The organism is Frateuria sp. Soil773 (genome assembly GCF_001428405.1).
Lineage (GTDB): Bacteria > Pseudomonadota > Gammaproteobacteria > Xanthomonadales > Rhodanobacteraceae > LMSL01.
Genome location: NZ_LMSL01000019.1, coordinates 15,907 through 28,798, shown reverse-complemented (window position 1 = coordinate 28,798; position 12,892 = coordinate 15,907). Strand labels below are relative to the sequence as shown.

10 protein-coding genes and 1 tRNA gene are annotated in these 12,892 nt (G+C 66.3%); 10 read left to right on the top strand and 1 reads right to left on the bottom strand.

Translation table 11 applies throughout. The annotated features are described in order from the left end of the window. The first annotated feature begins 3 nt into the window (after positions 1-3). From nuoI to ASG87_RS08640, 7 genes are all read left to right on the top strand, one after another. Positions 4-495 carry an NADH-quinone oxidoreductase subunit NuoI gene (nuoI, locus tag ASG87_RS08670; protein WP_056003866.1) on the top strand — a complete coding sequence of 164 codons (492 nt, stop codon included), beginning with the start codon at positions 4-6 and terminating at the stop codon, positions 493-495. A gap of 10 nt (positions 496-505) precedes the next feature. Continuing rightward, positions 506-1,171 (top strand): NADH-quinone oxidoreductase subunit J, encoded by a 666-nt coding sequence (locus ASG87_RS08665; RefSeq protein WP_056003976.1) that lies wholly within the window; start codon positions 506-508, stop codon positions 1,169-1,171. Continuing rightward, positions 1,168-1,473: an NADH-quinone oxidoreductase subunit NuoK gene (gene nuoK / locus ASG87_RS08660; RefSeq protein WP_056003863.1), complete on the top strand. Its 306-nt coding sequence runs from the start codon at positions 1,168-1,170 to the stop codon at positions 1,471-1,473. Before ASG87_RS08665 ends, nuoK begins: the two co-directional genes overlap by 4 nt. A gap of 4 nt (positions 1,474-1,477) precedes the next feature. Next, positions 1,478-3,505 (top strand): NADH-quinone oxidoreductase subunit L, encoded by a 2,028-nt coding sequence (gene nuoL, locus ASG87_RS08655; protein WP_056003860.1) that lies wholly within the window; start codon positions 1,478-1,480, stop codon positions 3,503-3,505. A 15-nt stretch (positions 3,506-3,520) separates the two neighbouring features. Next, positions 3,521-5,029 carry an NADH-quinone oxidoreductase subunit M gene (locus ASG87_RS08650; RefSeq protein WP_056003856.1) on the top strand — a complete coding sequence of 503 codons (1,509 nt, stop codon included), beginning with the start codon at positions 3,521-3,523 and terminating at the stop codon, positions 5,027-5,029. Positions 5,030-5,041: 12 nt separating this feature from the next. Next, positions 5,042-6,490, top strand: coding sequence for an NADH-quinone oxidoreductase subunit NuoN (nuoN, locus tag ASG87_RS08645; protein WP_056003854.1), 1,449 nt, complete (start codon positions 5,042-5,044; stop codon positions 6,488-6,490). Between the two features lie 92 nt (positions 6,491-6,582). Further along, positions 6,583-6,659, top strand: a tRNA-Met gene (locus ASG87_RS08640). Between the two features lie 213 nt (positions 6,660-6,872). On the opposite strand, the gene ASG87_RS08635 is transcribed toward ASG87_RS08640, so the two are convergent. Beyond that, the gene (locus tag ASG87_RS08635; protein WP_056003851.1) at positions 6,873-7,175 is read right to left on the bottom strand and encodes a hypothetical protein; all 303 of its coding nucleotides are present in this window, start codon (positions 7,173-7,175) and stop codon (positions 6,873-6,875) included. 510 nt (positions 7,176-7,685) lie between these two features. On the opposite strand from ASG87_RS08635, the gene rimP reads away from it, so the two are divergent. The 3 genes from rimP to infB all read left to right on the top strand — a co-directional run bounded on the left by rimP (position 7,686) and on the right by infB (position 12,828). Beyond that, positions 7,686-8,216 (top strand): ribosome maturation factor RimP, encoded by a 531-nt coding sequence (gene rimP / locus ASG87_RS08630; protein WP_056003848.1) that lies wholly within the window; start codon positions 7,686-7,688, stop codon positions 8,214-8,216. 154 nt (positions 8,217-8,370) lie between these two features. Then, positions 8,371-9,876: a transcription termination factor NusA gene (gene nusA / locus ASG87_RS08625; RefSeq protein ID WP_056003845.1), complete on the top strand. Its 1,506-nt coding sequence runs from the start codon at positions 8,371-8,373 to the stop codon at positions 9,874-9,876. A 165-nt stretch (positions 9,877-10,041) separates the two neighbouring features. Next, positions 10,042-12,828, top strand: coding sequence for a translation initiation factor IF-2 (gene infB, locus ASG87_RS08620; protein WP_056003842.1), 2,787 nt, complete (start codon positions 10,042-10,044; stop codon positions 12,826-12,828). The last annotated feature ends 64 nt before the right edge of the window (positions 12,829-12,892 follow it).

The window sequence follows — 12,892 nt, the reverse complement described above, 5'->3', positions numbered from 1 at the left end:
GCCATGTCCCGCATTACGCACTATTTCAAGAGCCTGCTCCTGATCGAGCTGTTCAAGGGCATGTGGCTGACCATCCGCTACATGTTCAAGCCCAAGTACACGATGCGCTACCCGATGGAGCACATCCCCAAGTCGAACCGCTTCCGCGGCCTGCACGCGCTGCGCCGCTACGCGAACGGCGAGGAGCGCTGCATCGCGTGCAAGCTGTGCGAGGCGGTGTGCCCGGCGCTGGCGATCACGATCGACTCGGCGCCGCGCGCGAGCGACGGCCAGCGCCGCACCACGCGCTACGACATCGACCTGTTCAAGTGCATCTTCTGCGGCTTCTGCGAGGAGAGCTGCCCGGTCGATTCGATCGTGGAGACGGCGGTGCACGAGTACCACTTCGAAAACCGCGGCGAGAACGTGGTGACCAAGCCGCAGTTGCTCGCCATCGGCGACCGCTTCGAGGCGGACATCGCCGCGGCCCGTGCGCAAGACGCGGCGTACCGCTGAGGCGACCGACATGATCGATCCGAACCTGTTCCAACTCATCTGCTTCTACGCCTTCGGCGTCGTCACCGTGGGCGCCGCGCTGGCGGTGATCACGCTGAAGAACTCGGTGCACGCCGTGCTGGCCCTGGTGCTGACCTTCTTCAGCACGGCCTGCATCTGGCTGCTGGCCGAGGCGGAGTTCCTCGCCATCGCGCTGATCGTGGTCTACGTGGGCGCGGTGATGGTGCTGTTCCTGTTCGTGGTGATGATGCTCGACATCAAGCAGGAGCAGGTGCGCGAAGGCTTCATCCGCTACCTGCCGGTGGGCATCGTGGTGGCCCTGGTCATGCTGGTGGAAATGCTGGCGCTGATCGGCGTGCGCGCGATGCAGGCGATCCCGATGGGTGCCAATCCGGCCGCGGCGGCGGGCATGTCCAACACCGCATGGCTGGGCACGGCGCTGTACACGCAGTACCTGCTGCCGTTCGAGATCGCCGCGCTGATCCTCACCGTGGGCGTGGTGGCGGCGGTGGCATTGACCCTGCGCCAGCGCGCCGACCGGCGCCACGAGTCGGCCAGCCAGCAGGTGCGGGTGAACGCGCGCGACCGCGTGCGCATCGTGAAGATGGCCGCCGAACAGCCTGCCCGGACCACCGCGCAGCCGCAGCAGCCGGGCGACCAGGAGGCCAAGCCATGATCACGCTTTCGCATTTCATCGTGCTCGGCGCGGTGCTGTTCTGCATCGCCGTGGCCGGCCTCTTCATCAACCGCAAGAACGTGATCGTGCTGCTGATGGCGATCGAGCTGATGCTGCTTGCGGTGAACATGAACTTCGTGGCGTTCTCGCGCTTCCTCGGCGACGTGTCCGGCCAGGTGTTCGTGTTCTTCATCCTCACCGTGGCCGCCGCGGAATCCGCGATCGGCCTGGCGATCCTGGTGCTGCTGTTCCGCAACCGCAGCACGATCAACATCGCCGAAATCGACTCGATGAAGGGCTGAGCCGATGACCTTGTCCACTTCCATCCTGCTGACCATCGCGCTGGCGCCCCTGGTGGGCTGCCTGCTGGCCGGTTTCCTCGGCAAGCAGATCGGCCGGGTCGGCGCGCACAGCGTGACCATCCTCGGCCTGCTGGTGTCCTGCGGCCTGTCGTTCTACGTGCTGTACCAGATCACCGCGGGCGGCGCGCCGGCCTACAACCACAACCTGTACACCTGGTTCGAGATCGGCCGCTTCAGCGCCAGCGTCGGCTTCCTGGTCGACCGGCTCACCGCGATGATGATGGTGGTGGTCACCTTCGTGTCGCTGCTGGTGCACGTGTACACCATCGGCTACATGGCCGACGACGACGGCTACCAGCGCTTCTTCAGCTACATCTCGCTGTTCACCTTCTCGATGCTGATGCTCGTGATGAGCAACAACTTCATGCAGCTGTTCTTCGGCTGGGAGGCGGTGGGCCTGGTGTCGTACCTGCTGATCGGCTTCTGGTACAAGCGGCCGACGGCGATCTTCGCCAACCTCAAGGCGTTCCTGGTCAACCGCGTGGGCGACTTCGGCTTCCTGCTCGGCATCGCCGCGGTGCTGTACTTCCTCGGCTCGCTCGACTACCAGACCGTGTTCGCCGCGGCGCCCGGGCTGGTCGGCAAGACGTTGCAGATCACCCAGAACCATGCCTGGGACGCCGCCACGGTGATCGGTGTGCTGCTGTTCATCGGCGCGATGGGCAAGTCGGCGCAGGTGCCGCTGCACGTGTGGCTGCCCGATTCGATGGAAGGCCCGACCCCGATCTCCGCGCTGATCCACGCGGCGACGATGGTGACCGCCGGCATCTTCATGGTCGCGCGCATGTCGCCGATCTACGAGCTGTCGCAGGGTGCGCTCAGCTTCGTCATGGTGATCGGCGCCACCGGCGCGCTGTTCACCGGCCTGATCGGCATCGTGCAGAACGACATCAAGCGGGTGGTGGCGTACTCCACGCTGTCGCAGCTCGGCTACATGACGGTGGCGCTGGGCGTGTCGGCGTATTCCGGCGCGGTGTTCCACCTGATGACCCACGCCTTCTTCAAGGCGCTGCTGTTCCTCGGCGCCGGCTCGGTGATCATCGCGATGCACCACGAGCAGGACATGCGCTACATGGGCGGCCTGCGCAAGTACATGCCGATCACCTGGATCACCATGTGGATCGGCTCGCTGGCGCTGGTGGCGATCCCGTTCACCTCGGGCTTCTACTCCAAGGACGCGATCATCGAGGCGGTCGGCGCGTCGCATCGCTGGGGCTCGGGCTATGCCTACTTCTGCGTGCTGGCCGGCGCCTTCGTCACCGCGCTGTACACCTTCCGCCAGATGTACCTGACCTTCCACGGCAAGGAGCGCTTCACGGTGGTGGAGCACCACGGCCATGGCCATCACGACCATGACGACCACGGCCACCACAAGCCGGGCGAGCTGGCGCACGCGCCGCACGAGTCGCCCTGGGTGGTGACGCTGCCGCTGATCCTGCTGGCGATCCCGTCGCTGCTGGTGGGCTTCTTCACGATCGGGCCGATGCTGTTCGGCGGCTGGTTCGGCCAGGCGATCCACGTGGAAGAGGCCAACAACGTGCTGGGCGAGCTGGCCGGCGAATTCCACGGCGCCGCCGCGATGGCGCTGCACGGGTTCTGGAGCTGGCCGTTCGGGCTGGTGGCGCTGGCCTTCGTGATCACCACCTACATCTACCTGTTCAACCCGGCCATGGCCGGGAAGATCAAGACCGCGTTCAAGCCGCTGTGGACGGTGCTGGATCGCAAGTACTGGGTCGACGACGTGTATTTCGCGGTCTTCGCCCGCGGCGGCGTGAAGCTGGGCCGGCTGTTCTGGAAGGCCGGCGACGCGGCCGTGATCGACGGCGCGCTGGTCAACGGTTCGGCTGGCGTGGTGCAGCGTATTGCGGCCGGTATGCGCAAGCTGCAGTCCGGCTACCTCTACCACTACGCCTTCGCGATGATTCTCGGCCTGATCCTGCTGTTGGGCGGTTTCTGGCTGGTCGGGCAATAAAGGGAACTCAGCTCCATGTTCAATCATTTGCTCAGCCTGCTGATCTGGCTACCCGTCGTCGGCGCCGTGCCCGTGCTCCTGGCCGGTTCGGCGCGTCCCAACCTGGCGCGCTGGCTGGCGCTGCTGATGGCGGTGCTAACCTTCGTGGTCAGCCTGTTCCTGCTGCCGCAGTTCAATGCGGCCGACAGCGCCATGCAGTTGACCGAGAGCCACATGTGGATCGCCTCGCTGGGCGTGCACTACGGCCTGGCGGTGGACGGCATCTCGATAGCGCTGATCCTGCTCACCACCTTCGTCGGCATCCTGGTGATCGTCGGTGCGTGGGAAGTGATCCAGGACAAGCCGCACCAGTACATGGCCGCCATGCTGGTGCTCGAGGGCCTGATGATCGGCGTGTTCTGCGCCACCGACGCCTTGCTGTTCTACGTGTTCTTCGAGGCGATGCTGATCCCGATGTTCATCCTGATCGGCATCTGGGGCGGCCCGCGCCGCGTCTACGCGACGCTGAAGTTCTTCATCTACACCTTCCTCGGCTCGATCTTCATGCTGATCGGGCTGATCTACCTGTACCTGAAGGCCGGCACCTTCGACCTGCACACGCTGGCGGCGCTGCCGCTGACGATGCAGGAGCAGAGCTGGCTGTTCTTCGCCTTCCTGATCGCCTTCGCGGTGAAGGTGCCGATGGTGCCGGTGCACACCTGGCTGCCCGACGCCCACGTGGAGGCGCCGACCGGCGGTTCGGTGGTGCTGGCGGCGGTGATGCTGAAGATCGGCGGATACGGTTTCCTGCGCTTCTCGCTGCCGATCGTGCCGGACGCCTCGGAGCACTTCGCCTGGCTGGTGATCGCGCTCAGCCTGGTCGCAGTGGTCTACATCGGCTACGTGGCCCTGGTGCAGGAGGACATGAAGAAGCTGGTGGCGTATTCGTCCGTGGCGCACATGGGCTTCGTCACCCTGGGCATCTTCATCGCCTTCATGCTGGTGCGGGGCGCCGGCGACGTCGACATGGCCAAGCTCGGCATGCAGGGCGCGATGGTGCAGATGATCTCGCACGGCTTCGTCTCCGGCGCGATGTTCACCTGCATCGGCGTGATGTACGACCGCCTGCACACCCGCTCGATCAAGGACTACGGCGGCGTCATCAACGTGATGCCTTGGTTCGGCTTCTTCTACGTGCTGTTCGCGATGGCCAACTCCGGCCTGCCGGGTACCAGCGGCTTCGTCGGCGAGTTCATGGTGGTGCTGGCGAGCTTCAAGGCCAATCCCTGGATCGCGCTGTTCGCCGCGTTCACCCTGATCATCGGCGCGGCGTACACGCTGTGGATGGTCAAGCGCGTGCTGTGGGGCGACATCACCAACCCGCACGTGCGCGAGATGAAGGAGATCAACGGCCGCGAGGCGTTCGTGCTGATCGCCTTCGCCGCCGCCGTGCTGGCGCTGGGCATCTGGCCGCAGCCGCTGATCCACCTGATGGACGCCTCGGTGTCGCAGCTGGTGCAGCAGCTCGCCGTTCACAAGATCTAAGCGGGACGAACCATGCCGAATTTCAATGACATCCTGGTCCTGCTGCCGGAGTTCTACCTGGTGGCGGCGGCGTGCCTGCTGTTGCTGCTGGACGCCTTCATGAAGCCGGAGCAGCGCGGCCTGCTGCACTGGCTTTCCATCGCGGTGCTGCTGGTGGCGGTCTACCTGGTGGTCGCCGGCCAGCCGGACGGTACGGCCACCGCGTTCAACGGCATGTTCGTGCGCGACCGGGTGGCGGAGATCCTCAAGGTCTTCGCGCTGCTGTGCACGGTGCTGGTGTTCGTCTACGCGCGGCCGTACCTGGCCGACCGCAAGCTGTTCGTCGGCGAGTTCTACACGCTGGCGATCTTCGCGGTGATCGGCATCATGCTGCTGGTGTCGGCGGGCAACCTGGTCACCGTATACCTCGGCCTGGAACTGCTGACGCTGTCCTCCTACGCACTGGTGGCACTGAACCGGGATTCGCCGCTGTCCTCCGAGGCGGCGATCAAGTACTTCGTGCTGGGCGCGCTGGCCTCGGGCATGCTGCTGTACGGCATGTCGATGGTCTACGGCGCCACCGGCACGCTGTCGCTGGCCCAGTTGCACGGCGCGGCGGCGCACAGCGCGATGCCGAACCTGCTGCTGTTCGGCCTGATCTTCATGATCATCGGCATCGGCTTCAAGCTCGGCGTGGCGCCGTTCCACATGTGGATTCCCGACGTCTACCAGGGCGCGCCGACGGCGGTCACCGTGTTCATCGGCTCGGCGCCCAAGCTGGCCGCGTTCGGCATGGCCTACCGTCTGCTGGAATCGGGGCTGGGCGACCTGGCACAGCACTGGCAACTGATGCTGGCCGTGCTGGCCGTGCTGTCGCTGGCGATCGGCAACCTGGTCGCCATCGTGCAGAGCAACCTCAAGCGCCTGCTCGCCTATTCGACGATCTCGCACATGGGCTACCTGCTGCTGGGCCTGGTCAATGCCGGCCCGGAAGGCTATGCCGCGGCGATGTTCTACGCGATCAGCTACGCGCTGATGAGCACGGCGGCGTTCGGCGTGATCCTGGCGCTGGCCCGCGCGGGCTTCGAGTGCGAGGAGATCGACGACTTCAAGGGGCTCAACCAGCGTTCGCCGTGGATGGCGTTCCTGATGCTGCTGGCGATGTTCTCGCTGGCGGGCGTGCCGCCGCTGTTCGGCTTCTTCGCCAAGCTGCTGGTGCTGCAGGCGGCGATCGACGCGAACATGCTGTGGCTGGCCATCGTCGGCGCGGTGTTCGCGATCATCGGCCTGTACTACTACCTGCGCGTGGTCAAGGTGATGTACTTCGACAAGCCGCAGGACGGCGTACGGCTGGAAGTGCAGCAGGACGTTTCGCTGCGCTGGATGCTCTCGCTCAACGCGCTGCTGCTGCTCGTGCTCGGCCTGTGCTGGGGCCCGCTGCTCGGCTGGTGCCGTGCGGCCTTCGGGCTGGTGTCGGCCTGAGCCTGCGTCGCGGGCTATCCGCTTTTTTGCGACGGATATGCGCAACGAGGCTTGCAGGAAATCGGCCACGTCGCTATAGTGGCTGACTCTGGTGCGGGGTGGAGCAGTCTGGCAGCTCGTCGGGCTCATAACCCGAAGGTCGCAGGTTCGAATCCTGCCCCCGCTACCAATTATTCAATCGAAGCGGCGGCCTCTGCGAAGAGGTCGCCGTTTTCGTTTCGGCGGGCGATGCGAGCGCAAAGCGGTTCGCGAAGTTCGTGCTGTTTGTATGGCAGGCGTGAAATCAAAGACGCGACCCATGGGGTCGCGTCTTTTCGTGCTCCTCACCGTTATTGTCCGCGCCAGTTCATCCACCTCCCGGACGTGCCGGTGCGGAATCGCTTCAGGGAGCCTGGTCCACCAGGGCGAGGGCGGCCGTCCGGGCTCCAGGCGAAACGCGGTTCATCTTGAAGTCGCTCTTGCTCTCGATACCCGAGAGCGCATTTCCGGTGCGGCTCAGCGGCATCGGGCGCTGCTTTTTGCAGGCACCCGTCCAGCAGGTTTCGTCCGTGCCGCCGGCAGCTATACATGCAGCGTAGCTCTCCTCGCAGCCCCGGCAGTCGATGTGCGCGCGTGCCGGCGAAGCGTGGAACAGGCCCCCGGCGGCAACGATGGCGAGGGCGACGAAGGATGATTTCATGCTCATTGGCTAGATCCCCTATGGCAAAGGCTCCGTTGCGGAGCGTTGCCGAAGCTAGCCCACAAAAAACCGCGGGAAGGGTATGTGGATCATGGATAGGATTTTCCCTACATCGATTATCGGTATCGGCTTACATGCCGGTTCGAGGGCTGGCCTGCCGCCACGGTGTCGCGATGTCAGGTCGGTCGCAAGGCACGCCCGTTGCATTGAAAGGTGCGTGGGTCTATCATCGAGAGCTTGATAGTGCGGGGAAAGGCTGCAGCGGGCTCGCCGGTTGCAGGCTTGGATGCCTCTCTTGGCTATCGGAACTTTCTTAGACCAAGAAAGCCTCCTCGTGGGGCTTTTTTGTTGGACGCTAGGGATGTTTGCCGGTTCGGCGGCCGTCGTGAGCCGTCGCCAGGGAAAGGTGGCCGGGACATCGGCGCGGTAAGGGAATGGGCCGTTTCGAGCCCATTTTTTGTTTCTGGCGACCGTATGTCGCCGCCCATTCGGCACGGTTGATCGAAAGACGACGACATGGATACGCAGGCACTGGCACAACGCTTCACCGAGATCCTGGCCGATTTGCGGCTGGAATGCATCGGCGTCGAGTTTTCCCCGTCGCAGGGGCAGAGTACCCTGCGCGTCTACCTGGACGTGCTCGACCATGGCGACGGGCGAGAGGTGACCCTCGACGACTGCGAGGCGGCCAGCCGCGAACTGTCGGCGATGCTCGACGTGGAGGACCCGATCCCGGGCCACTATGTGCTGGAAGTGTCCTCGCCCGGCATCGACCGCCCGCTGTTCAACGCGGCGCAGTTCGCCAAGGTCGTGGGGCAGGAAGTGAAGATCCTGCTGAAGGCGCCGCTCGACGGGCGCCGGCGGCTGCGGGGCAGGTTGGTGAAGGTGGATGGCGAGCAGGTCACGCTGGAAGCCGAGGGCAAGACGTTCGAGTTCGAGCACGCGGCGGTGGAAAGCGCGCGGGTGGTGCCGGACTGGGCCGCGCTCGGCTACGTGCCGCAGCCCAAGCGCGGCGGCAAGCCGCCGGCCGGGAAGGCGGCGAAGTGACCGGCGGCGTGGCTACGGCCACGCCCGGCCGGCCGGACATTGAAAGAACATTGAATAGTGCGGCCATGCACGGCCGCTTTGCGATCCTGGCGCCCTCGGACGGGCGCAAAAGTAAACGATCTGGCGTCCCGACGGCGTCTATGGAGTTGCTGCAATGAGCAAAGAGCTTTTGCTGGTGGTCGACGCGGTTGCCAATGAAAAGGGCGTGTCGCGCGAAGTGATCTTCGAAGCGATGGAGGCCGCGCTGGCATCGGCGGCGAAGAAGCGCTACCCGGAAGAGGATCCGGACATCCGCGTCGAGATCGACCGCAACAGTGGCGAATACGAGACGTTCCGCCGCTGGGAAATCATCGCCGACGACGGCGAGATGGAATCGCCGTACTTCCAGGTGCGCCTGATGGACGCGCTGGACGAGCGCGACGACGCGCAGGTCGGCGAATTCATCGAGACGCAGATCGAGAACGCCGAGTTCGGCCGCATCGCCGCGCAGGCCGCCAAGCAGGTGATCGTGCAGCGCGTACGCGAGGCCGAGCGCCAGCAGGTGGTCGATGCGTTCCAGGAACGGGTCGGCGAGCTGGTCACCGGCATCGTCAAGCGCGTCGAGCGAGGCAACGTCTACCTCGACCTGGGCAGCAACGCCGAGGCCTTCATCCCGCGCGACAAGACGATTCCGCGCGAGTCGGCCCGCGTCGGCGACCGCGTGCGCGGCTACCTCTACGAGGTGCGCTCGGAAGTGCGCGGCCCGCAGTTGTTCGTGTCGCGCGCGGCGCCGGAATTCATGATCGAGCTGTTCAAGCTCGAAGTGCCGGAAGTGGGCCAGGGCCTGGTCGAGATCAAGGGCTGCGCCCGCGACCCCGGCGACCGCGCCAAGATCGCCGTGCTCGCCCACGACAGCCGCACCGATCCGATCGGCGCGTGCATCGGCATGCGCGGCTCGCGCGTGCAGGCGGTGTCCAACGAGCTCAACGGCGAGCGCGTGGACATCATCCTGTGGCACGAGAACCAGGCACAGTACGTCATCAACGCGATGGCGCCGGCCGAGGTGCAGTCCATCATCATGGACGAGGAAAAGCACTCGATGGACATCGCGGTGGCCGAGGACAAGCTGTCCCAGGCGATCGGCCGCGGCGGCCAGAACGTGCGCCTCGCCAGCAAGCTCACCGGCTGGCAGCTCAACGTGATGACCCAGGACCAGGTCACCGCCAAGAGCGAGGCCGAGCAGGAAGCCGCGCGGCAGTTGTTCATGGACAAGCTGGAAGTGGACCAGGAGATCGCCAACATCCTGGTGCAGGAAGGCTTCTCCAGCGTCGAGGAAATCGCCTACGTGCCCAGCGCCGAGTTGCTGGCGGTCGAGGGCTTCGACGAGGACATCGTCGAGGAGCTGCGCGCCCGCGCCCGCGATGCGCTGCTGACCGAGGCGCTGGCGGTGGAAGAGGGCATCGACGAGCACCAGCCGTCCGAGGAGCTGCTCGCGCTGCCGGGCATGGACGAGGCCACGGCCTATGCGCTGGCCGCGCGCGAGATCGGCACGGTGGACGACCTAGCCGACCTCGCGGTCGATGACCTGATCGACATCGAGGGCATGGACGAAGAGCGTGCCGCGGCGCTGATCATGGCTGCGCGCGCGCCGATGATCGAGCGCCTGGAGAAGGGCGGCTAACCGCGGGCCGGCAGCGCCCGGGATGGGCGCGCCGAGGAAGGCTCCAGGGGGTCTTCCACCACGGATGGAGGTGGCTGTGCGGCCGAGGCCGCATCGCCGGTAAGGGCCGATGAAGGCCCGAGGACCGTAGAAGGCCCAAGCGCGGAACGGCGGAGAAAGAACACGATGTCGGATGTCACGATCAAACAACTCGCCAAGGTACTTGGCATGCCGGTGGACAAGCTGCTCGGCCAGCTTGGCGAAGCGGGCATGAAATTCTCCGATCCGGAGCAAGTCATCAGCAGCACCGAAAAGGTGAAGCTGCTGGGCTTCCTGCGCCGCACGCACGGCAAGGCCGGTGCGGTGGCCGAGGCCGACGACAGCGCGCCGCGCCAGATCACCCTCAACCGCCGCAAGGTCAGCGAACTGAAAGTCGCCACGCCGGGCGGCCGCGGCGCCGGTGCCGGCGCGGCCAAGACGGTGAACGTGGAAGTGCGCGCCAAGCGCACCTACGTCAAGCGCAGCGTCATCGCCGAGGAGGCCGGTACCGACAGCGAGCGCGTCGAGGCCGCGCGCAAGCTGCAGGAATCCCAGCAGCAACGCGAGCACGAGGAAAACGAGCGCATCGAGGCCGAGCAGCGCCGGCAGGAAGAGGCGCGCCAGCGCGCCGCCGAGGAACAGCGCCAGGCCGAGGAGGCACGCCGCCTCGCCGAGGCGCAGCAGGCGGCCGCCAGCATGGAGGCCGCGAGCGCCGAGCCGGCGTCCGATGCGCCTGTCGCGAAGGACGCTCCTGCGCCCGAGCCGGCCAAGGAAGCCGCCGCATCGGCGCCCGCCGCCGCGCCCGCGCCTGCGGCCAGCACTTCGACCGACCATAGCTCGTTCGGCATGATCGTGCCGCGGATCCATGAGCCGCGCCGCCGCGAGAAGAAGGTGGCGGCGCCTGCACCGGCGCCGGCCCCGGCCCCGGCTCCCGCACCGGCCCCTGCGGCCGCGGGCGACAGCCGCAATGCCAAGGCCAAGTACGGCCGCGACCGCGACGAAGGCCCGGGCGGCAAGCGTTTCGCCGGTGGCGAACTGCATCTTTCCGAAGCCGATCGGGCGCGCCGCTCGAGCAAGCGCGGCAAGCCCGGCAGGGGCGGCGGCCGCGACGTGTCGCGCAGCGGCGGTGCCGCTGCCGGCGCGCACGGCTTCACCCGTCCCACCGCCGCAGTGGTGCGCGAGGTGGTGGTGAGCGATGCCAACGTCGTCGCCGAGCTGGCGCAGAAGATGGCGGTCAAGGGCTCGGAGGTGGTCAAGGCGCTCTTCAAGATGGGCGTGATGGCCACCATCAACCAGACCATCGACCACGATACCGCCGTGCTGGTGGTGGAGGAACTGGGGCATACCGCGGTCGTCGCCAGCGAGAACAACGCCGAGGCGGCTCTGGCCGCGCACACCCAGAACGCCGAGCTGGAAGGCGAGAAGAAGCCGCGTCCGCCGGTGGTCACCATCATGGGCCACGTCGACCACGGCAAGACCTCGCTGCTGGACTACATCCGCCGCACCAAGGTGGCCTCGGGCGAGGCGGGTGGCATCACCCAGCACATCGGCGCCTACCACGTGGACACGCCGAAGGGCGTGATCACCTTCCTCGACACCCCGGGCCATGCCGCGTTCACCTCGATGCGCGCGCGCGGCGCCCAGTCCACCGACATCGTGGTGCTGGTGGTGGCGGCCGACGACGGCGTGATGCCGCAGACCGCCGAGGCGGTGCAGCATGCGCGCGCCGCCAAGGTGCCGCTGATCGTGGCGGTCAACAAGATGGACAAGTCCGACGCCAACCCGGACCACGTCAAGCAGGGCCTGGGCAACCTCGAGGTCATTCCCGAGGAGTGGGGCGGCGATACGCCGTTCGTGCCGGTATCGGCCAAGACCGGCATGGGCATCGACGACCTGCTGGACGCCATCTCGGTGCAGGCCGAGGTGATGGAGCTGACCGCCGTCGAGGACGGCCCGGCTTCCGGCGTGGTGATCGAGTCGAGCCTCGACCGCGGCCGTGGCCCGGTGGCTACCGTGCTGGTGCAGCAGGGCACGCTCAAGCGCGGCGATTTCGTGGTCTGCGGCGTGGAATACGGCCGCATGCGCGCGCTGGTCGACGAGACCGGCAAGACCGTGCAGGAAGCCGGCCCGTCGATCCCGGTGCAGGTGCTCGGCCTTTCCGGCGTGCCCGAGTCCGGCGACGACTTCGTGGTGGTGGCCGACGAGCGGCTGGCGCGCGAGGTGGCGGCGGAGCGTACCCAGAAGCGCCGCGATTCGCGCATGGTCAGCAAGGCCAACCGTCTCGAGGACATCATGGCCCAGATGGGCCAGGGCGCCGACATGCAGACGCTCAACATCCTGGTCAAGGCCGACGTGCAGGGTTCGGTGCAGGCGCTGCGCGAGTCGCTGAGCCAGATCGGCAACGAGAACGTGAAGGTGAACGTGATCGCGGCCGGCGTCGGCGGCATCACCGAGTCCGACGCGACGCTGGCGGCGGCCTCGAAGGCGCTGGTGATCGGCTTCAACGTGCGCGCCGATGCCTCGGCGCGCAAGGTGATCGACACCTCGGGCCTGGACGTGCGCTATTTCTCGATCATCTACGACGTGATCGACCAGGTGAAGCAGGCCGCTTCGGGCCTGCTGGGCATGGAAGTGCGCGAGGAGATCATCGGTCTGGCGCAGGTGCGCGAAGTGTTCCGCAGCTCCAAGTTCGGCGCGGTGGCCGGTTGCATGGTCACCGAGGGCCACGTCAAGCGCAGCAAGCCGATCCGCGTGCTGCGCGACAACGTGGTGGTGTTCGAGGGCGAGCTGGAGTCGCTGCGGCGCTTCAAGGACCTGGTCGACGAGGTGCGCAACGGCATGGAATGCGGTATCGCCGTGAAGCAGTACAACGACGTCAAGGTCGGCGACCAGATCGAGTGCTTCGAGCGCACCGAAGTGGCCCGCACGCTGTAATAAGGCGAGGAGTGAGAAGGATGAGTGAGAAGTGAGAGTAAAGCCTCGTTCCTCGCGTTCTTCT